This window comes from Pelagimonas sp. KU-00592-HH (assembly GCF_040369695.1).
In the GTDB taxonomy this organism is placed as follows: Bacteria; Pseudomonadota; Alphaproteobacteria; order Rhodobacterales; family Rhodobacteraceae; genus Shimia.
In genome coordinates this window covers 443,005-460,717 of record NZ_BAABWM010000002.1, presented here as the reverse complement: position 1 = coordinate 460,717, position 17,713 = coordinate 443,005, and the positions used below count along the sequence as shown (strand labels likewise).

Sequence of the window (17,713 nt, the reverse complement as noted above, 5' to 3'; positions counted from 1 at the left end):
TCTTTTTGGGGTCGTGAATGGAGGGGAGGCCATGACCGGATTTCTGAAGGCAATTTCAGTCTTTGCGGCGCTTGCAGCGTCAGGGGCTGTCGCACAGGAGGCGGCGGATGCCGTGGCACCGGAAGTCGCGACCGCGCTGGTGCGCGAGGTGTCGCCCGAGCTTCGGGCGTCTTTGGAGGCCAAGCAGGCCGGTAAACCCGTGGAGGCCGAGGACTGGATGGTTGCGGCGGCCCATCCGCTGGCCGTCGAGGCCGGAGCGCGGGTGTTGCGCGAAGGCGGCACGGCCGCGGATGCGATGGTTGCCGTTCAGGCGGTTCTGGGCTTGGTAGAGCCGCAGAGTTCGGGCCTTGGGGGCGGTGCCTTTCTTGTCTGGTATGATGCCGCGAGTGGCGAGATCACCACGCTGGATGGTCGGGAAACCGCGCCTTTTGCCGCGACGCCGCGCATGTTGCTGGATGCTGACGGCAAACCGCAGAAGTTTTTCGAGGCCGTGGTTGGCGGATTGTCGGTGGGCACACCGGGGACGCCACGCCTGATGGAAGTGGCGCATCGCAAATGGGGGCGGGCCAACTGGGCATCCCTGTTTGACGAGGCGATTTCCCATGCCGAAGACGGTTTTGCCGTGTCGCCGCGCATGGCAGCCTCAGTCGCGCGTGATGCCGGGCGTTTGGCGGTGCATCCCGAGACTGCCGCCTATTTCCTGCCTGACGGGATGCCGCTTGCCGAGGGGCAGATCCTGCGCAATCCGGCCTATGCGGCCAGTGTGTGGGCCCTGGCAGAAAAGGGCGCGGAGCCGTTCTATACCGGCGACATTGCAGCCGAGATCCTGACGGCGGTGCGTTCCGCGGCCAAGCCCGGGCTTCTGAGCGATGTTGATCTCGCGCTTTACGAGGTCAAGGAGCGTCCGGCCGCCTGTGCCAGCTATCGCGGCTTTGACGTCTGTGGCATGGGGCCGCCGTCGTCCGGGGGTATCGCGGTGGGCCAGATCCTTGGCATTCTCGAACCCTTCGACATGACGGGGCTGGGTCCGGATGATCCGGTGACCTGGCGGCTGATCGGGGATGCCATGCGGTTGGCCTTTGCGGACCGTGGGAAATATGTGGCGGATGATGATTTCGTGCCGGTCCCGACCAAGGGGATGCTGACGCAGGAGTATCTGACCGGACGTGCAGAGCTTTTGCGCAGGGATACCGCGCTGGACGTTGTCGCGCCCGGCAAGCCCGAGTTCGATCACGCGGTGAACTGGGCGCGTGACGAAGAGCGTGCGGCGCCTTCGACCTCGCATATTTCGATCGTGGATGCCTATGGAAACGCCCTTTCGATGACGACGACCATCGAGAACGGCTTTGGCAGCCGCGTGATGGCGAACGGCTATCTTCTGAACAACGAATTGACGGATTTTTCCTTCCGGTCGCATCGCGATGGTGTGCCGGTTGCCAATCGCGTGGAACCCGGCAAGCGGCCAAGGTCGTCCATGGCGCCGACGATTGTGTTTTGGAAGGGCAAGCCGGTTCTGGTTGTCGGCTCGCCCGGGGGCAGCCGTATCATTCCCTATGTGGCCAAGACCATCATCGCCCATATCGATTGGGAAATGGACGTGCAGCAGGCCGTTGCCATGCCGCATCTGGCCAACCGTTTCGGAACCTTCGAGATGGAAGAACCCCGAATGCAGGCGGACTTGCAGGCCATGGGGTTTGAAACCAAGGTACGCGATCTTAATTCGGGGCTGCACGCGATTTCGATCGGAGACCGGTTGCAGGGCGGTGCCGATCCACGCCGCGAGGGGCTGGCGGTTGGCCAATAGCCTGTTGGTCCGCCCGGACATGCCCTTAGACATTCGCAAGACATGAGGAGAGAGTGATGGTTGATGCTGTGGATTTGCCGCGCAACGAGGTTGGGATCGCGGCGGCGCTGGGCGTTTTGAAACAGAAGTTTGGCGAGAAGTTCCAGACCGGAGAGGCGATCCGCGAACAGCACGGCCATACGACCACCTGGATTCGCAATCAGGCGCCCGATGCGGTGGTCTATCCCCGATCCTCGCAGGAGGTGGCCGAGATCGTGCAGGTCTGTGCCGCGCACAAGGTGCCGGTGATCGGCTTCGGGACGGGCACCTCGCTTGAGGGGCATGTGAACGCGCCTGCGGGGGGCGTCTGTGTCGACATGACCGAGATGAACGAGATCGTTGCGGTGCACGCCGAAGACCTTGATTGCGTGGTGCAGCCCGGTGTGACGCGCGAGCAGCTGAACGTGTACCTGCGCGATCAGGGGTTGTTCTTTCCGATTGATCCGGGGGCGAATGCCTCGCTTGGGGGTATGGCGGCCACCCGTGCCAGCGGCACCAACGCGGTGCGTTATGGCACGATGAAAGACAACGTTCTTGCGCTTGAGGTGGTGACGCCCAAGGGCGAGATCGTCCGCACCGCCAGCCGGGCCAAGAAATCGAGTGCGGGTTATGATCTGACGCGGCTCATGGTGGGCTCGGAAGGCACGCTGGGCCTGATTACCGAGATCACCCTCAAGCTTCAGGGCATTCCCGAGGCGATGTCGTCGGCCCGCGTGACCTTTGACAGCATCGATGCGGCCTGTCAGGCGGTGATGATGACGATCCAATACGGCATTCCCGTGGCGCGGATCGAACTTCTGGATGCGCTGACCGTGCGGGCGGTGAACACCTATTCCAAGCTGGACCTGCCGGAATCTCCGCTGTTGCTGTTGGAGTTCCACGGCTCGGAAAGCAGCGTCGAGGAGCAGGCCGAGCTTTTTGGCGGGATTGCCGAGGAGTTTGGTGGCCAGGGATTTGAATGGACGTCGAGCGCGGAAGAACGCAACAAGCTCTGGCAGGCGCGCCATGATGCCTATTGGGCCTCTGTTGCCTTACGTCCCGGGGCGAAAGGCATTTCGACGGACGTTTGCGTGCCGATTTCCCGTTTGGCGGAATGTGTGACGGCGGCGCAGGAAAAGCTCGATGCGCTGGGCTTTATTGCGCCGATTGTGGGCCATGTGGGAGACGGCAATTTCCACACGCTTCCCCTGATCGACATGGACAACGCCGAGGAAGTGGCCAAGGCGGACGAATTTGTCGGCTGGTTGAATGACCTCGCGATTTCGATGGGCGGCACCTGTACCGGCGAGCACGGGATCGGGCAGGGCAAGAAGCCTTACCTCGTCAAGGAACTGGGCGGGGCGGTTGACATGATGGCGGCGATTAAGGCGGCACTTGATCCCGACAACATCATGAACCCGGGCAAGATCGTGCCGGGGGCATGAGATGTGCGAGGTGACTGAGTGAGCAATCCGCAGGCCAAGTTTCTGAGCGGTAGCCTGTTGCGCCATGTCACGGTGATGTCCCTGACATCATCGGTGGGGTTGATGGCGGTCTTTGCCGTCGACTTCGTGGACATGATCTTCATCTCCATGCTGGGCAAGGATGAGTTGGCGGCGGCGGTGGGCTATGCCGGGGCGATCCTGTTTTTCACCACGTCGTTCAATATCGGCGTTGCCATTGCGGCGGGTGCGCTTGTGGCACGGGCCTTGGGGGAAGGCAGTCGGGACAGAGCCCGGCAGCAGGCCTCGAGCGCCTTGCTGGCGGGGGTGATCTTTTCGTCGATCTTCGCGGCTGGCGTTCTTTACATGCTCGATCCGCTGGTGTCCCTGATCGGAGCCACGGGCAATACCCATGATCTGGCCGTTCACTATCTCACGATCATCGTGCCAACGCTCCCGTTCCTGTTGCTTGGGATGGCGGGCGGCGCGATCCTGCGGGCGCATGGCGATGCGCGGCGGGCCATGTGGGCAACGGTGATTGGCGGGCTGGTCAATGCCGGCCTTGATCCGATCCTGATCTTCGGGCTGAACATGGAACTGACCGGTGCCGCGTTGGCCAGTGCGGCCTCACGGATCACGATTGCGGTTTTTGCTTTGGGGCCGATCTTTCGCCATCACGGTGGTCTGGCGTGGCCCAGGGTGCCGGATTTCCTGCGTGACCTGCCGCCGATCGTGGCGATCTCTTTCCCCGCGATCCTGACGCAACTGGCAACGCCCGTGGGGCAGGCCTGGGTGACGCGGTCGATGGCCGAGTTCGGCGAGGAAGCGGTGGCCGGGATGGCCATCGTGGCGCGTATGACGCCGCTGGCCTTTGGCACGATCTTTGCCCTCTCCGGCGCGGTCGGGCCGATCATCGGACAGAACTATGGGGCCGGTCAGTTTCATCGGGTGCGGGGCACGCTTCGGGCATCGCTCCTGTTCACGGCACTGGTCGTGGTAGCGGCGGCGTCGATCCTGTTTGTGCTGCGGGGGCCGATAGCGGCCCTGTTCGAGGCGGAAGGGCTGGCGATGAGCCTGGTCTTCCTGTTCTGTGGTCCGCTGGCGCTGGCGTTCTTCTTTAACGGGGCGCTGTTCGTGGCAAACGCCTGTTTCAACAACCTAGGACGTCCGTTCTATTCGACCTGGCTGAACTGGGGGCGGCACACGATTGGCACGATCCCCTTTGTCTGGCTTGGCGCCATGCTGTTCGGCGCGCCGGGCGTGCTGATCGGGCAGGCCGTTGGCGGCGTGGTGTTTGGCGTGGTTGCGGTGGTTCTGGTGCGGCGGGTGATCTCCGACGTGGAAACCGGGCAGGAGGCCGCCAAAGGTCCGGGCCTGTTCCAGCGTCAGGCCCGGCAGGTTGCCTTGTTTTTCTCGCGACGGTAGCGCCGAAAGGCTTTAGCGATAAACCTGATCTTCGCCGGGGAAGCTGCGGTCCTTGACCTCTTCGGCGTATTTCTCGACGGCGCGTTCGATGGCGGGGCCGAGATCGCCGTAGACCTTGACGAATTTCGGGGTCCATTCGTTCAGGCCCAGCATGTCTTCAAGGACGAGGATCTGGCCGTCGCAATCGGCCGAGGCGCCGATGCCGATGGTCGGGATGTCGATTTCCTTGGTGATCTTTGCGGCCAGCGGTTCGACCATGCCTTCAAGCACGACCGAGAAGGCACCGGCTTCGGAAACCGCCTTGGCGTCTTCGAGGTGCGCGGCCCAGCTGTCTTCTTCACGGCCCTGGGTTTTGAAGCCGCCCATGACGTGGCTGGACTGGGGTGTGAGGCCGATGTGGGCCATGACCGGGATGCCGCGTTCGACGAGGAAGGTGATGGTCTCGGCCATGCGCTTGCCGCCTTCGAGCTTGACCGCGCCGCAGCCGGTTTCTTTCATGATCTTGGCGGCGTTGCGGAAGGCCACCGCGGGGCTTTCTTCGTAGGTGCCGAAAGGCATGTCGACCACGATCAGCGCTTTTTCGGTGCCGCGGACCACGGCCTTGCCGTGCATGATCATCAGATCAAGCGGAACGCCGACGGTGCTTTCCATGCCGTGCATGACCATGCCGAGGCTGTCACCGACGAGGATGAAATCCGCGTATTTGTCGACGATGGCCGCCGTGTGCGCGTGGTAGGAGGTGAGCGAAACGATGGGTTCGCCCCCTTTGCGCGCGGCGATCTGGGGCACGGTGTTGCGGCGGGTTTTGACTTGCTTGCTCATGGTGAAACGACCCTTTGATCCAGCAGGAGAACACCGCCGAACTCAGCAGAGAGCATGATGGCGGCGGAGGAGGTTAGAGGGCCGGAAATCTCGGACAGATCTTCGGCGCCCACGATGTCGAGACCACGCAGGGTGGCGCGGGGTTCGGCATTGATGGTGTTGGCGATGAGGTCGCGCAGGGCTTCGATGGTGGTGCCTGCGGCGGCGGCCTCTTCGGCAGCCTTAAGGGATTGCGACAGGACCAGCGCGGCCTGCCGGTCTTCGGGCGTGAGCCGGACGTTGCGCGAGGACATGGCGAGACCATCGGCTTCGCGCACTGTTGTGACGCCGCGCACGTCGACGGGAAAGGCGAGGTCGCGGGTCATGCGTTTGATGACCTGAAGCTGCTGGTAGTCCTTCTCGCCGAAACAGGCGACGTCGGGCTGGACGAAATTGAACAGCCGCGCGACCACGGTCGTCACACCGCGAAAGTGGCCTGGACGGACGAGACCATGCAGCATGTTGGCCATGCGGGTGGTTTCGACGATGGTTTCATCGCCGTCGGGGTAAACCTCTTGCACGGGCGGGATCAGAACCAGATCGACACCGGCGGCCTCGAGCATGGCGAGGTCGCGTTCCTCGTCACGCGGATAGCTGTCGAGATCGGCGGCTTCTCCGAACTGTGTCGGGTTCACGAAGATCGTAACGACGGTGCGGTCAGCGGCCTCTTTGGCGGCGGCAACGAGCGACATGTGGCCCTCGTGAAGAAAGCCCATGGTGGGCACGAGGCCAACAGTTTCCCCTGCGGCGCGGAAGGTTGCCACGGTGGCGCGGCAGTCTGCGATAGTGCGGCAGATTTTCATTTGTTGCGCAATTCCCAGTCAGTTTGTGTGTTTTCTTAGCAGGTCGTGCTGCGCTGCGGCAAGGACTATGCCACCTTTCCAGTATTGTTACGGTGCGTTGTCCAGCATTTGACGCATTTCCTGCAAACCAACGGTACATTCCGGTGTTACCCTTGGGATGTGGGGGCAGAGATGATGGAGGATGCCATGCAGAAGATCCTTCTGATCCTGCTGATCGCCATTTTACTGGCGGGCCAGGCGGCATTGAACGCGACGATGAATGGCGGGCAAACTGCCTATGTTCAGGTCTCTGCGGTCAGTGCGATTGCCGTTGAAACACTGGACGAATGACGCGCCGCGCGATTCCCGCGTGTCAGAATGCGACGTGAGGTGCGCGAAGGGTCGGTTTTGAACGTTTTTGGGTCGGCTGGACCCGCCGCGAGTGGTATTGTTTTGCCAGTTTACGGCAAGAAGATATTCACGGAGTCGTTCTGACATGAAAACCCAAGTCAAAGCACTTGTTGTCGGCGGTGGTGCTGTCGGCACCTCGATTGCCTATCACCTCGCCAAGGCGGGCTGGGAAGACGTCATGCTTATTGAGCGTGACGAGCTGACCTCCGGCTCAACCTGGCACGCCGCTGGCCTCTTGCCGCTGTTCAACATGTCCTATGCGACGACCCACATCCACAAGTACTCGGTCGATTTCTACAAGACCCTGGAAGAGGAAACCGGTCTGAATGCTGGTTTCGCCGTTGTGGGCAACCTGCGCATGGCGCAGACCCAGGAGCGTATGGACGAGTACATGCTGTACGCGTCGACCGCAGAGACCTGCGACGTGGCCTATGAGTGGCTGACCCCCGAGCAGATCAAGGAACGCTGGCCGCTGATCGAGACCGGCGACCTGAAGGGTGCGATCTATCACACCGAGGACGGCTATATTAACCCGGCCGACGTGACCCAGGCGATGGCCAAGGGCGCTCGTCAGCGTGGTGTTGAAATCGTCCGTAAGATGCAGGCCGACGCCTTCCACTGGACCGGCACCCACTGGGAAGTGACCTGCACCAAGATGGTCGAAAAAGGCGGCAACCTGGTTGCCTCGGACGAGCAGGTTGTCATCACCGCAGAGCACGTTGTGACCGCGTCGGGCAACCACGCGCAGCGCACCGCCAAGATGCTGGGCATCAAGATGCCGGCGATCCCGGTCGAGCACACCTTTATCGTCATGGACAAAGACCCCGAGCTGGTCAAATGGCGTGAAGCTGGCAACCCAGAGCACCCGGTTGTGCGTGACGCGGACAACGAATCCTATGCCCGTGAAGAGCGCGGTGGCTGGATCCTCGGGATCTACGAGCACGGCGCGCCTGCGCAGTTCGAACACGGCGTTCCGGACAGCTTCCGCGCCGACCTGTTCCCGCTGGATCTCGACCGGATTGCCGAGCAATACATGGCGATGGCCGAGCGTGTGCCCTCCTGTGCGGAGAGCGGTCTGAAAGACGATTTCAACGGCCCGATCTGCTATACTCCCGACGGCAACCCGCTGGTTGGTCCGGCGCCGGGTCTGCGCAACATGTGGCTGGCCGAGGGTTTCTCGTTCGGGATCACCGCCGCAGGTGGCACCGGCTACTACCTCGCGCAGATGATGGTCGACGGCGAAGCCGAGATCGACATGGCGTCGCTCGACCCCAAGCGTTACTCGTCGAACTGGATGACTACCGAGTTCGCCGCACGCAAGAACGAAGAGTGCTATGAGCACGTCTATATCCTGCACCACCCGGATGAAGAGCGTGAAGCCTGCCGTCCGCTGCGGACTGCGCCGGCTTACGACCGTCAGAAAGCTCGCGGCGCGCAATTCGGCTGGGTCAACGGCTGGGAGCGTCCGAACTACTTTGGTCCGCTTGATGCGCCTGAGACCTTTGACAAGGACGCCCGTTCGTTCCGCCGTGGCGGCTGGTGGCAGCACGCTGTCGACGAAGCCAAGGCGATCCGTGAAGGTGTTGGCCTGATCGATGCGACCGCCTTCACCAAACACGTTGTCAAAGGCCCCGGTGCGACCGCGTTCCTTGACTGGTTCACCTGTAACAAGCTGCCGAAGGTAGGTCGCATCAACCTGACCTATGCGCTGACCGCCTTCGGGACGACCCGCACGGAATACACCATCGTGCGCAATGGCGAGAACAACTACTATCTGGTTTCGGCCGGTGCATGGTCCGAGTATGACGCGGACTTCCTGCGCAAGGCTGCCGAAGACAAGATGGAAGAGTTCGGCTATATTGAGATCCAGGATGTCACCACCCAGTGGGGTGTGTTTGCCATCGCCGGTCCGAAGTCGCGTGACGTTCTGAAAGAGGTCATCGTGGATGCCGATCCGGCAACCGCGCTGTCGAACAAGCGGTTCCCGTGGCTGTCGGCCAAGCAGATCGAACTGGGCATGTGCCCGGTGAACGCGATCCGTGTTGCCTATACCGGTGAACTGGGTTGGGAACTTCACCACCCGATCGAAATGCAGAACTATCTCTTTGATCTGCTTGAGAAAGCTGGTGAGAAACACGGCATGAAGCTGGTTGGTGCGCGGGCGCAGAACTGGCTGCGTCAGGAGAAATCCTACCGTGCGTTTGGCAACGAACTGGGCCGTGATGCGACCCCGCTGGAAGCCGATCTGCCGCGTTTCGTGGACCTGTCGAAAGAGTTCCACGGCAAGGCCAAGCTGGAAGAGACCGGCGTGCGCGTGAAGTGCTGTACCCTTCTGATCGACGGTCCGGCCGATGCGGATCCGTGGGGCCGCGAGGCTCTGTACACCCCGGAAGGTGAGCGTGTTGGTCGTCTGACCTCGGGCGGTTACTCTGTCGCGTTCGAGAAATCGATCGGCATGGGTTATGTCAAACCGGAAATGGCCGTGGAAGGCACCAAGCTCCAGGTCAAGATCCAGGACAAGCTCTGGGATGCGGTTGTGACCTGCGACAGCCCGTACGATCCGAAAAACGAAGTTATCCGCAAGGATGGCTAAACCCTAACCCGCAAGGGTTTCCAAATCATGAAGAGGCCGCGACGGTGTATCGTCGCGGCCTTTTTCGTTTTGAAAGCGGGGTTATTTCAGGAACTTGCCCATGATGTCGTCAAGTACCGAACCGTCGTCATCGGCGTCCAGAAGGTTGGTCAGCATCGACAGGTCGGGGCCTTTCGAGTCTGCGCCAAGGAACTTGGTGGCGAGGCTGACGAGGCCACCTGCTGGCGAGCTGCCCGTCATGGTGTCGAGGGAGGCATCTGGCAGGTTCTTTTGCAGACCGCCCTGTGCCATTGCGGCCAGTGCGGGCAGGAATTGTTGCACGATCGAGGTATCTACGCCGACGCGGGCGGCAGCCTGGTTGGTGAGTTCATCTGCGCCGTCAGAGCCGCCCAGAAGGTTGTCGAGAAAGGCTTTGCCCTGCATCTGGCCCGCTTCCGAGGCGGCGGCGGTGGCGTCGTCGAACAGCGTGGCCTGATTTTCGCCCTTGAGCGCCCCCAGAAGGGTTTCAAGGTTGCCGGAGGCGGCCTGTTGCTTGGCCGCCGAGCCGAGGGCAGGGGCAAGCAGGGCGGTCAGATCGCTGGCCTTGTCGGCATCAAGGCCGAACTGATCTGCAAGGGCGCCGAGGCCCTGACCGTTCTGGGACTGTTGGAGAAGGGAAAGTAGGGACATCGAATTGTCTTCCGTTGTGGCTGAAATCACGGGGAAGAAATCAGACGTTGTCCCTTATTTTCAGGGGAAAAATCCCGACATCGTATCAGCGGCCGAAGTCGTCCACCGTGACAACACTGTCGCCGTTCTTGTCCATGCGGGCGAACCAGTCAGGGACGGCCGCCATGAATTCCTGATGGGTGACCGAGCCGTCGTTGTTTGCGTCGGTAAACTTGCGCAACATGCCATTGGCCGGATTGTTGCGGCCTTTGCCGTGGCCCATGCCGTTTTCTTTCATGTCGTTGGCGCGGGCTTCGTCGAAGAGATCGTGTTCCTCGGGAGAGAGGACGCCGTTGTCATCGGCATCGAAGGTCACGAAGACGTCTTCGCGCCGTTCGGTGGCTTCTGCGAGGGTGACCTTGCCATCTTCGTTCAGGTCCCAGTTTTCAACGAAATGGGAGCCGGGGCCTTCGCCGGCGGCAAATGCGGAGGTTGCTATGATCGAAAGTGAAAGCGCGGCGAGTGTGATTTTCATCGGGTGTCTCCCTGAAAAGTAAGAAGGGCACCGAAGTGCCCTTGAAGTTCAAGCGTTGCTCAATTCATCAAAGCATTCCAATGCCTTGGCGGCGTACATCATCGAAGGGCCGCCGCCCATCTGGATGGTCATTGCCAGAACATCGCCCACTTCTTCGCGGGTTGCGCCGGCCTTGATCAGGGCCTCGCAGTGCAGCACGATACAGGCTTCGCAACGCATGGCGACAGCGATGCCGAGGGCGACGAATTCCTTGGTTTTGAACTCGAGAACACCGCCTTCCTTGACCGCTTTGCCAAGGCCGCCAAAGGCGCGGGTGGTATCGGGGATCACCTTGTTCAGGCCGCGCAGTTGGTCACGGGTGCCGCTTAGTTTGTCAGTCCAGCTCATATTCGACTCCTAGAATTCATTTGAATGCTGGAGACCACGATTTCATATGCGAATCTTTGATTAAGATCAGATTGGGCGGAAAAACGGACGTCGGTGCAACGTCGGTATTACGTCGGTATTGCGACGGTGCGGCTGCGTGAAATTGCGGGGTTAATGGGGCGTGCGTGGTTAACAACTGGTTTGCGCGGAAGGGCGGGGTTTTGATGCTTGAAACCCGATGGGTGGGTTGCCCGGCGGCTGCGCCGGGCAGCGCCTCGGATCAGGCCGGTTTGCGCCAGATGATCGCAAGATTGTTGGCGGGCATCTCGACCATATCGGCGAAGTCGAGCCATGCGTCGCGGCCCCAGTCGACCACGTCGAAATCGCTCTTGTAGCCGATCTCGGGGTCTTTGGCCTGAAGCGAGGCGTGGAAGGTCCGGTCACCGTCGCTGGTGAGTTCGTCGTCACGCATGAAGGGGCCGTAGATCACCAGCGTGCCGCCGGGGGTGAGGGCCTGCGCGGCCTCGGAGATGAGGGTGCGGGCCTCGGCCGTGCTGATGAGGTGCAGAAGGTTCACGAGCAGGATCAGCGACTGGCCCGCGTTCTGGCTGCCCCAGCCGGGGGATGTGGCATCGAGGTCGAGGGCCTCGGCGACGTTCGGCAGGGCGGCTTCGGCGAGATAGGCGTTGATGCTGGCGCGGCGGGTGGCGTCGATTTCGGTGGGTTGCCATGTCAGGCCGGGCATGGCGCTGGCAAGGTGCACGATGTGCTGGCCGGTGCCGCTGGCCAGTTCCAGCGCCTTGCCGCTTGACGGGGCGTTGTCGGCAACAAGCGCCACGATGGCATCCGCGTTGCGGGCGGCGGAGGGGGCAAAGAGGCGACCGTCTTCGCCGGGGGTGGCGACCGAGGCGCTGTCGGGGAGGTTGAGACGTTTGGGCATCACGCGAACCTTTTGGGGTTGAGGGCGGCGAGGGTCACGTCGTCGAGATCAGATTTGTGGCCGGCGACGATGTCGGCGATTAGTTGCGAGGCGGCGGGGGCGGTCTGGAAGCCATAGCCGCCCTGACCGGAGACCCAGAAGAAGGCGGTGTCGTCAACGGCAGGGCCAAGCACGAGGTTGCGGTCGGGCGAGAAGGTGCGCAGGCCGGCCCAGCTTGACTCAAGGCGGGTGACCTCCTCGGTGACATGTTCTTCGTAACGGGCGAGGCCTTCGGCGAGCACCATGTCATCGGCCCATGCGTCATGTGGCTCTTGCGGGTGTTCTTCGGCGGGCGAGACCAACAGCTTGCCCGCGTCGGGCTTGGCGTACCAGTCTTCCTTGATGCCGAGCATCATCGGCCAGCCGGAAATGTCGTGGCCGCCCGGCGCGGGGATGCGGGCCATGGAGCGGCGCAGGGGGGTAAAGCCGAGCGGGGCGATGCCGGCCATCCTGGCGATTTCGTCCACCCATGCGCCGGCGGCGTTGAACAGGGTTTTGGCCTCGTAATCGGTGCCATTGGCGGTGACGCGCCAGCCGGTGTCGAGTCGTTCGATGGCGGTGACGGTCTGGCTGGTCAGAACCTCGCCACCGTGGCTGCGGGTGATTTTGGCGAAGGTCTGGATTTGCAGGTCGGTGTCGATGTCGAAGGCCTCGCCGTGGTGACCTGCAAAGCCGACGGTTTCGGGATCGAGGATCGGCACCATGTCAAAGGCCTGATCGAGCGCGATCTGCTGCATGTTGAGGTGGTCGCAGGCGGCGTGGAATTCGCTTTCCTCGCCTTTCTTGCCCACCAGCATGAGACCGCGGGGGCTTAGGAAACCGCCGTGGGCGTTGTGGTGGAAATCGGCGCTGGCTTCGGAGAGGGCGACGGTGGAGGCGAGGCCGTAATTGGCTTCGAACAGGGCGGCAGAGCGGCCCGAGGCGTGGTAGCCTAAGGCGGGTTCGCGTTCGAGCAGAACGGTCTTGCCCATCGGTGCAAGGCGGGCAGCGGCGGAGGTGCCGCCAATGCCACCTCCGATCACGAGGAAATCAATCATGCTTCTTCCAGTCTGTCAGTCGCCGGGGGCGGCGTCGGGGAAAGGGCGGACAGGCGGGCATAGAGCGCGTCGTCCATATCAAAATCAATGGCGGCCAGCGAGGGGGCCAGTTGGTCGGCGTTGCGGGCCGAGAGAATGGGGAAGGGGCCTGCGGGGTGGCGGGCGGCCCATGCCACGGCGAGGGTGGCAGGATGGATGCCGATCTCGCGGGCGATGTCGCTGAGGTCGGCGGCGGCGCGGTGCATCCAGTCGACGCCGTAGCGGGTGGCATAGTGGCTGTCGTTGACGATGCGGCCAGTGGCCTCGGCGTTACTGTACTTGCCCGACAGCAGGCCGCCCCCGAGCGGAGAGTAGGGGGCGATGACGATCCCCTGATCGCGGGCCATCGGGAAGATTTCGACCTCGGCCTGCCGTTTCACGAGGTTGTACATGGGTTGGATGATGTCGATGGTCAGGTCGCGGGCGGCGGCCACGGCGACGGCTTTCATCACTTGCCATGCGGCGAAATTCGAGACACCGATGTGGCGGATCAACCCTTCGGCCTTGAAGTCCGCGAGGGTGTCGAAGGTTTCGCCAAGATCAGTCTGGGCGTCGAAGCGGTGCAGGTAGAGGATGTCGACGCTGTCCATGTCGAGACGCTGGCGGCAGATGTCGAAATGGCTGCGCAGGGTGGTGGCGCGGGTATTGTCGTAACCCACCTTGGTGGCGATCACGAGGCGGTCGCGGTGCGGCGCGGCAAGACGGCCGAGGATCTGTTCAGAGCGCCCGTCGGTGTAATTGTAGGCGGTGTCGAAATGGGTGATGCCGGCGGCGAGGCTGGCTTCGAACATTCCGGCCGAGGCGTTTTCGTCGGCATTGCCGCCAAACTGCATGGTGCCGAAGGCGAAGCGGCCAATCGAGGTTCCGTCGGGGCTTTGGATCAGGCGTGTCATGGCGCGACGTTGCCATGACTTTGTGACAACTGGAAGTGGATTATTGTGACGCGCCGGTGACGGGGGTGCCGCCGAAGCCCTTGGGATCAGGCGGCTTTCCGGTGGTCAGTAGGGGTTGCGGGGGCTGCGGTCGGACGAGAGGGTGGCCTGCCGTTCCTCGACTAGGGATTCGATGGCGTCGGCAAGGTGGACTTCCTGAATGTTGTAGTCTCCCGCATCGACGCGCATCCGGTGAGCGCGGATCATGACGTCGGCATGGGTGCAGCCGACGGGTGGTTCGAACTTGTAGCAGGCGAGTTCGATCAGGAGCCCCATCGGATCCTTGAAGTAGATCGAATCCATGAAGCCGCGATCCTTTGGGCCGGAATGCGAGATGCCGCGTTCGTCGAGGCGTTCGACGGCCTGAAGGAAGGTGGCCCGTGACAGGTTGAAGGCGAGGTGGTGGACGCATCCGGGTTCGGTCGGGGTGCGGCGGGGATCGGGTGTGCGGGTTTCGTTGGTGAAGATGGTGATCAGGCGGCCATCGCCGGGATCGAAATACAAGTGGCCCTCGTCGGGATTGTCGAGGTTGGGCTGGTCGAAGATGAAGGGCATGCCCAGCACGCCCTCCCAGAAGTCGATGGAGGTTTGCCTGTCTGCACCGGTGAGGGTGATATGGTGGACGCCCTGGGCCTGAAGTTTGCGCATGGTCACATCTCCTTGTTTGAACATGAGGGGTGGCCTCCGTAACGGCACCCTGTTCTGAAACCGCGTGAAACCAAGGCGGTTTCGTGATCTATTCAGAGAAATCCTAGCGCAAAAGCCAGATCATTCCACGCCCCGATGACCGAATTGAATGCCCTGATCGACCTTATAGACGATTTCGCCAATGGTGCGGATTTCGATGCGCGGTGGCGGTTGGCGAACGAGGCGGTGCAGCGTCTTGGGGGGATGGCGGTCAATATCGGCGAGTTCGATACGACCACGCAGGAGATCAAGTGGCTGACCAGCACCATGTCGACGGAATGGATGGATCGCTACATGGAGCGGGCCTATTTCGACGCGGACGAGATTCTTGATCACTGTGTGAAATCGAACGAGGTGATCCGCATCGAGACCGGGTTGAAGATGCCGGAGAACAGGTTTTGCCCGGTGGAGGTGGCGCTGGACCACGATCTGCACGACTTTGGCTATCGCGGGTTCATGGCGCAGGCCCTGACCACCGGGGTGCAGGATCGGCTGGCGGTGTCGATGGTGATGAACCATGCACCACGTGCGCTTGAGCTGCCGGAGGCAGACGCGCATTTCAAACGCATGGCGGCGGTGATCGCGGCGTTCATCGGGCGGCCTGACACGTCCGGGGATGTCGAGGTCTACTATCCAAAGCAGAGGCGGCTGACCCCGCGTGAGCGTGACGTGCTGTCATTGCTGGCGAACGGGCACCAATATGCGCGGATCGCCGAGAGGCTGGGCCTTGCCGAGATCACGGTGCGGACCCACGTTCAGACCGCGCGGGCCAAGCTGAGGGCATCAACGCGCGAGCAGGCTGTGGCGATTGCGGTGCGGGATCGGCTGATTTCGATCTAGGGCGGGAAACGAGAAACGGGCATGCCGCCAAGCATGCCCGCCACTAGGAAAGTGTATAATTTCTCAAATAGGCGGTCCTGTGGGATGCATTTCCGGTTGGATCGGGACTGTGAGCTACCTTCCGGGAATGGTGGGATCCGCGCCGAAAACATCGCGGCAACAAAGGTTTGGTGCAACCTATCGAAATGGATAGGTTGGGCGGGTTCTGGTCATTCCGGGCGCGGGATGGCAGGTTGGCGCCAAGGTATCTGAGAGGTTTGGCCATGGCGCAGAAGGTGAGCTTTGAACGCGGGGCGCATGTGTTCAGCCCGGGACAGGAATGCGCGGGCTTTGTGCGGCTGGAGACGGGGACGATCCGGGTGTCGATGACGGCGGCGAACGGGCGGGAGGTGGTTCTGTATCGCGTTCTGCCCGGCGAGATCTGCTTGCAGACCTTTTCCTGTCTGGTGGATGGCCATTGTTACGCCGCCGAAGGGGTGGTCGAGCAGCCGGTCGCGGGCGAGTTCATTCCCAAGTCGGCCTTCTGGCGTCTGATGGGCGAGGATGAGGCGTTTCGGCGCGACGTGTTCTCGGCGGTGGCGCAGCGGTTCGGGGATTACCAGCGGCTGGTGGAAGAGGTGGCGCTGACCGGGTTTGACACGCGGCTGGCGCGGGTGTTGCTTCGGCTGCGGGACGGGCGGAACGTTGTCCATGCGACGCATGGCGAGTTGGCCGCCGAGACGGCCTCGGGGCGGGCTTTCGTGTCGCGGCGGCTGGCGGAGTTCGCGCATCGCGGGCTGGTCGAGCTGGCGCGCGGGCAGGTGAGCCTGCTGGATATTTCGGGCGTGGAGCGCATTGCCGAAGATGATGGGTGACAGTGTCACCGACAGGGGTGCGCACGTGGGCGCATAAAGGGGCAAATCTGGCAAATAGGAGATTCGCCCATGCCCCGTAATGAAGGCACCCTCGACCGCGCGCTGCGCATCATTCTTGGTCTTGTCCTGCTGTCGCTGGTCTTTGTTGGCCCGCAGACCATGTGGGGCCTGATCGGGATCATCCCGCTGGCCACAGGCCTGATGGGCTATTGCCCGCTGTATCAGATCGTTGGCCTGAACACCTGCCCGATGAAGAAGTCGTAAGTGGCAGGTGGCTCGGCGATCACCGCCGACCTGATGAAACAAAAAAGGCCCGCTGGATCAGCGGGCCTTTGGTGTGTTTGGAGCCTTAGCCGGATCAGTTCGGCAGTTCCGCGTCGATGCCTTCGACGTAGAAGCTCAGACCGGCCAGACCGTTGTCGCCATAGTCGGAGGCGGTTTCGCCGTCAGCCAGCCAGACCGAGCCGTCCTGCTTGTTCAGCGGGCCGGTGAAGGTGTGGTAGGAGCCGTCCGCCAGCGATTCTTTCAGAGCCAGTGCCGAGGCTTTGACATCTGCCGGAACCGCGTCGGAGATTTCACCGATGCCAACCATGCCAGCGCCGATGCCGTCCCAGGTCGATTTCGATTCCCAGGTGCCATCCATCACGGCCTGGGTGCGGGCAACGTAGTAAGGTGCCCAGTCATCGATGATCGACGAAACGCGCGGGAAGGGGGCGTATTCGCTCATGTCCGATGCCTGACCAAAGGTCACGACGTTGCCTGCGGCCTGTGCGGCGGCCTGCGGTGCGGTCGAGTCGGTGTGTTGCAGGATCACGTCAGCGCCCTGTTCGATCAGCGCCTTGGCGGCGTCAGCTTCTTTTGCCGGATCGAACCAGGTGTAGGCCCAGACAATCTTGAACTGGACGTCGGGGTTGACCTTCTTGGCGTGGATATAGGCCGAGTTGATGCCGCGGATCACTTCCGGGATCGGGAAGGAGGCGATGTAACCAATGGTGTTGGTCTTGGTCATGTGGCCCGCGATGTGGCCCTGAACCGCGCGACCTTCGTAGAAGCGGGCCGAGTAGACCGAGACGTTCGGTGCCTGCTTGTAGCCGGTGGCGTGTTCGAATTTCACCTTGGGGAACTTCTTGGCGACGTTGATGGTCTGGTCCATGTAGCCAAAGGAGGTGGTGAAGATCAGGTCGGCACCGTCAAGCGCCATCTGGGTCATCACGCGCTCGGCGTCGGGGCCTTCCGGTACGTTTTCGACATAGACGGTTTCAACCTTGTCGCCGAAGGCTTCGACAACGGCCTTGCGGCCCTGATCGTGTTCATAGGTCCAGCCGCCATCGCCGACGGGGCCAACATAGACAAAGCCGACCTTGGTTTTGTCCATCGCCATTGCGGTAGTTGCCAGACCCAGCGCGACAGCAGCGCTGGTTAGGAGTTTGGTGAGTTTCATGCGGGTAGCTCCCCCTGTT

The 17,713-nt window shown here is 62.1% G+C and carries 18 protein-coding genes; 8 read left to right on the top strand and 10 right to left on the bottom strand.

The features are described from left to right. Nucleotides 1-31: 31 nt before the first annotated feature. From ggt to ABWV42_RS09275, 3 genes are read left to right on the top strand one after another with little or no spacing between them, the layout of a single operon-like run. Nucleotides 32-1,804 carry a gamma-glutamyltransferase gene (gene ggt / locus ABWV42_RS09285; RefSeq protein WP_353339881.1) on the top strand — a complete coding sequence of 591 codons (1,773 nt, stop codon included), beginning with the start codon at nucleotides 32-34 and terminating at the stop codon, nucleotides 1,802-1,804. Nucleotides 1,805-1,860: 56 nt separating this feature from the next. Further along, the gene (locus tag ABWV42_RS09280; RefSeq protein ID WP_353339880.1) at nucleotides 1,861-3,267 is read left to right on the top strand and encodes an FAD-binding oxidoreductase; all 1,407 of its coding nucleotides are present in this window, start codon (nucleotides 1,861-1,863) and stop codon (nucleotides 3,265-3,267) included. Nucleotides 3,268-3,285: 18 nt separating this feature from the next. Further along, nucleotides 3,286-4,689, top strand: a complete 1,404-nt coding sequence (locus tag ABWV42_RS09275; RefSeq protein WP_353339879.1) for an MATE family efflux transporter — start codon at nucleotides 3,286-3,288, stop codon at nucleotides 4,687-4,689. A gap of 12 nt (nucleotides 4,690-4,701) precedes the next feature. On the opposite strand, the gene panB is transcribed toward ABWV42_RS09275, so the two are convergent. Next, nucleotides 4,702-5,511 (bottom strand): 3-methyl-2-oxobutanoate hydroxymethyltransferase, encoded by an 810-nt coding sequence (gene panB / locus ABWV42_RS09270; RefSeq protein ID WP_353339878.1) that lies wholly within the window; start codon nucleotides 5,509-5,511, stop codon nucleotides 4,702-4,704. Beyond that, entirely contained in the window at nucleotides 5,508-6,353 is an 846-nt protein-coding gene (gene panC, locus ABWV42_RS09265; RefSeq protein ID WP_353339877.1) for a pantoate--beta-alanine ligase, read from the bottom strand. Before panC ends, panB begins: the two co-directional genes overlap by 4 nt. A 186-nt stretch (nucleotides 6,354-6,539) precedes the next feature. On the opposite strand from panC, the gene ABWV42_RS09260 reads away from it, so the two are divergent. Both ABWV42_RS09260 and ABWV42_RS09255 read left to right on the top strand, forming a co-directional pair. Continuing rightward, entirely contained in the window at nucleotides 6,540-6,683 is a 144-nt protein-coding gene (locus ABWV42_RS09260) for a hypothetical protein (RefSeq protein WP_353339876.1), read from the top strand. A 145-nt stretch (nucleotides 6,684-6,828) separates the two neighbouring features. After that, complete coding sequence (locus ABWV42_RS09255; protein WP_255103342.1) at nucleotides 6,829-9,336, top strand: GcvT family protein; 2,508 nt, start codon at nucleotides 6,829-6,831, stop codon at nucleotides 9,334-9,336. 81 nt (nucleotides 9,337-9,417) lie between these two features. Here the strand turns inward: ABWV42_RS09255 and ABWV42_RS09250 are convergent, their stop codons facing one another. From ABWV42_RS09250 to ABWV42_RS09220, 7 genes are all read right to left on the bottom strand, one after another. Further along, nucleotides 9,418-10,005 carry a DUF937 domain-containing protein gene (locus tag ABWV42_RS09250; protein ID WP_353339875.1) on the bottom strand — a complete coding sequence of 196 codons (588 nt, stop codon included), beginning with the start codon at nucleotides 10,003-10,005 and terminating at the stop codon, nucleotides 9,418-9,420. A gap of 85 nt (nucleotides 10,006-10,090) precedes the next feature. Continuing rightward, nucleotides 10,091-10,519, bottom strand: coding sequence for an EF-hand domain-containing protein (locus ABWV42_RS09245; protein WP_353339874.1), 429 nt, complete (start codon nucleotides 10,517-10,519; stop codon nucleotides 10,091-10,093). A 48-nt stretch (nucleotides 10,520-10,567) separates the two neighbouring features. Further along, nucleotides 10,568-10,906, bottom strand: a complete 339-nt coding sequence (locus ABWV42_RS09240) for a carboxymuconolactone decarboxylase family protein (RefSeq protein WP_353339873.1) — start codon at nucleotides 10,904-10,906, stop codon at nucleotides 10,568-10,570. Between the two features lie 259 nt (nucleotides 10,907-11,165). After that, entirely contained in the window at nucleotides 11,166-11,825 is a 660-nt protein-coding gene (locus tag ABWV42_RS09235; RefSeq protein ID WP_353339872.1) for a DUF938 domain-containing protein, read from the bottom strand. Beyond that, nucleotides 11,825-12,901: an NAD(P)/FAD-dependent oxidoreductase gene (locus ABWV42_RS09230; protein ID WP_353339871.1), complete on the bottom strand. Its 1,077-nt coding sequence runs from the start codon at nucleotides 12,899-12,901 to the stop codon at nucleotides 11,825-11,827. Before ABWV42_RS09230 ends, ABWV42_RS09235 begins: the two co-directional genes overlap by 1 nt. Then, complete coding sequence (locus tag ABWV42_RS09225; protein WP_353339870.1) at nucleotides 12,898-13,833, bottom strand: aldo/keto reductase; 936 nt, start codon at nucleotides 13,831-13,833, stop codon at nucleotides 12,898-12,900. Before ABWV42_RS09225 ends, ABWV42_RS09230 begins: the two co-directional genes overlap by 4 nt. A 105-nt stretch (nucleotides 13,834-13,938) precedes the next feature. Next, complete coding sequence (locus tag ABWV42_RS09220) at nucleotides 13,939-14,520, bottom strand: VOC family protein (protein ID WP_353340377.1); 582 nt, start codon at nucleotides 14,518-14,520, stop codon at nucleotides 13,939-13,941. A gap of 135 nt (nucleotides 14,521-14,655) precedes the next feature. On the opposite strand from ABWV42_RS09220, the gene ABWV42_RS09215 reads away from it, so the two are divergent. The 3 genes from ABWV42_RS09215 to ABWV42_RS09205 all read left to right on the top strand — a co-directional run bounded on the left by ABWV42_RS09215 (nucleotide 14,656) and on the right by ABWV42_RS09205 (nucleotide 16,517). Then, nucleotides 14,656-15,399: a helix-turn-helix transcriptional regulator gene (locus ABWV42_RS09215; RefSeq protein ID WP_353339869.1), complete on the top strand. Its 744-nt coding sequence runs from the start codon at nucleotides 14,656-14,658 to the stop codon at nucleotides 15,397-15,399. Nucleotides 15,400-15,662: 263 nt separating this feature from the next. Further along, nucleotides 15,663-16,253, top strand: coding sequence for a Crp/Fnr family transcriptional regulator (locus ABWV42_RS09210; protein ID WP_353339868.1), 591 nt, complete (start codon nucleotides 15,663-15,665; stop codon nucleotides 16,251-16,253). Between the two features lie 69 nt (nucleotides 16,254-16,322). Continuing rightward, entirely contained in the window at nucleotides 16,323-16,517 is a 195-nt protein-coding gene (locus ABWV42_RS09205; protein ID WP_255103332.1) for a YgaP family membrane protein, read from the top strand. Between the two features lie 94 nt (nucleotides 16,518-16,611). Here ABWV42_RS09205 and ABWV42_RS09200 read toward each other — a convergent pair whose 3' ends face one another. Then, nucleotides 16,612-17,694: a BMP family ABC transporter substrate-binding protein gene (locus ABWV42_RS09200; RefSeq protein ID WP_353339867.1), complete on the bottom strand. Its 1,083-nt coding sequence runs from the start codon at nucleotides 17,692-17,694 to the stop codon at nucleotides 16,612-16,614. Nucleotides 17,695-17,713 lie beyond the last annotated feature (19 nt).

What these genes read in the sequence shown, in the direction of transcription:
- panC (WP_353339877.1), bottom strand. Translation starts at nt 6,353, where the DNA reads ATGAAAATCTGCCGCACTATCGCAGACTGCCGCGCCACCGTGGCAACC.
- ABWV42_RS09205 (WP_255103332.1), top strand. Translation starts at nt 16,323, where the DNA reads ATGCCCCGTAATGAAGGCACCCTCGACCGCGCGCTGCGCATCATTCTT.
- ABWV42_RS09245 (WP_353339874.1), bottom strand. Translation starts at nt 10,519, where the DNA reads ATGAAAATCACACTCGCCGCGCTTTCACTTTCGATCATAGCAACCTCC.
- ABWV42_RS09260 (WP_353339876.1), top strand. Translation starts at nt 6,540, where the DNA reads ATGCAGAAGATCCTTCTGATCCTGCTGATCGCCATTTTACTGGCGGGC.
- ABWV42_RS09200 (WP_353339867.1), bottom strand. Translation starts at nt 17,694, where the DNA reads ATGAAACTCACCAAACTCCTAACCAGCGCTGCTGTCGCGCTGGGTCTG.
- ggt (WP_353339881.1), top strand. Translation starts at nt 32, where the DNA reads ATGACCGGATTTCTGAAGGCAATTTCAGTCTTTGCGGCGCTTGCAGCG.
- ABWV42_RS09210 (WP_353339868.1), top strand. Translation starts at nt 15,663, where the DNA reads ATGGCGCAGAAGGTGAGCTTTGAACGCGGGGCGCATGTGTTCAGCCCG.
- ABWV42_RS09240 (WP_353339873.1), bottom strand. Translation starts at nt 10,906, where the DNA reads ATGAGCTGGACTGACAAACTAAGCGGCACCCGTGACCAACTGCGCGGC.
- ABWV42_RS09225 (WP_353339870.1), bottom strand. Translation starts at nt 13,833, where the DNA reads ATGACACGCCTGATCCAAAGCCCCGACGGAACCTCGATTGGCCGCTTC.
- ABWV42_RS09230 (WP_353339871.1), bottom strand. Translation starts at nt 12,901, where the DNA reads ATGATTGATTTCCTCGTGATCGGAGGTGGCATTGGCGGCACCTCCGCC.
- ABWV42_RS09220 (WP_353340377.1), bottom strand. Translation starts at nt 14,520, where the DNA reads ATGCGCAAACTTCAGGCCCAGGGCGTCCACCATATCACCCTCACCGGT.
- ABWV42_RS09255 (WP_255103342.1), top strand. Translation starts at nt 6,829, where the DNA reads ATGAAAACCCAAGTCAAAGCACTTGTTGTCGGCGGTGGTGCTGTCGGC.
- ABWV42_RS09280 (WP_353339880.1), top strand. Translation starts at nt 1,861, where the DNA reads ATGGTTGATGCTGTGGATTTGCCGCGCAACGAGGTTGGGATCGCGGCG.
- panB (WP_353339878.1), bottom strand. Translation starts at nt 5,511, where the DNA reads ATGAGCAAGCAAGTCAAAACCCGCCGCAACACCGTGCCCCAGATCGCC.
- ABWV42_RS09235 (WP_353339872.1), bottom strand. Translation starts at nt 11,825, where the DNA reads ATGCCCAAACGTCTCAACCTCCCCGACAGCGCCTCGGTCGCCACCCCC.
- ABWV42_RS09250 (WP_353339875.1), bottom strand. Translation starts at nt 10,005, where the DNA reads ATGTCCCTACTTTCCCTTCTCCAACAGTCCCAGAACGGTCAGGGCCTC.
- ABWV42_RS09215 (WP_353339869.1), top strand. Translation starts at nt 14,656, where the DNA reads ATGACCGAATTGAATGCCCTGATCGACCTTATAGACGATTTCGCCAAT.